Origin of the sequence: Polaribacter glomeratus, from assembly GCF_002954665.1 — a bacterium.
In the GTDB taxonomy this organism is placed as follows: domain Bacteria; phylum Bacteroidota; class Bacteroidia; order Flavobacteriales; family Flavobacteriaceae; genus Polaribacter; species Polaribacter glomeratus.
On record NZ_MSCM01000001.1, the window covers coordinates 2,096,487 to 2,097,179 of the forward strand.

The 693-nt window shown below is 24.2% G+C and carries 1 protein-coding gene; it reads left to right on the forward strand.

Going from position 1 to position 693, the window contains the following annotated elements; genetic code table 11:
* Positions 1-28: 28 nt before the first annotated feature.
* Entirely contained in the window at positions 29-448 is a 420-nt protein-coding gene (locus BTO16_RS08950; protein ID WP_105021244.1) for a hypothetical protein, read from the forward strand.
* Positions 449-693: the final 245 nt, after the last annotated feature.

Consider the following 693-nt stretch of genomic DNA (forward strand, 5'->3'; position numbering starts at 1 on the left):
TAACATTTACCAATAACACTTCTGAAAAATGAATCCATTAGAATTATTTAAATATTTAGAAAAAAATAAATTAACATTTAGTAAACCTTTGAATGAAAAAGAGATATTGTTTATGGCTAAACAAAGAGAATCATTAGACTCTTTGATAGCTTGTGATATAATTGAAAAAAACGGAAGATACTTCTCTTTAAATAACGAAGGGAAAAGAGCTTCTATTATAGGAATTAAAAAATGGGCTAAAGATTTAGAAGACATAAAAAAAAGGGAATTAGTTTATAATGTTTTTGGGTTTTTTAATAATTGGTATAATCTACCAAGATTGAAAATTATGCTTGAAAAAATTACAAAATCCAAGATATCTAATGAATTATGGAATGTTATTAAAGCTGTTTTAATATTATTAATTGTTTGGTTTATTAAGGAAATATTCGGAATAAAATTAAACTGAATGAAATGTATCATTGAAATAGCTAGAATTTAACTTATTTAAACAATAAATATACGGAATAAAAACGACATAAACAACTGAATAATAGTTAATTAATAACAAAAATACGTAATCTGAATAAAAAAACGTTACCCAACACCGTGCATAATTTATTGCTTACTTTTCGTTTCTTTGGAAAAGTCTAGCTCACGTAAAAGTTTAGATTATTTACTAGCTTTTCGTTAAATTTTCGCAACAAACCATGC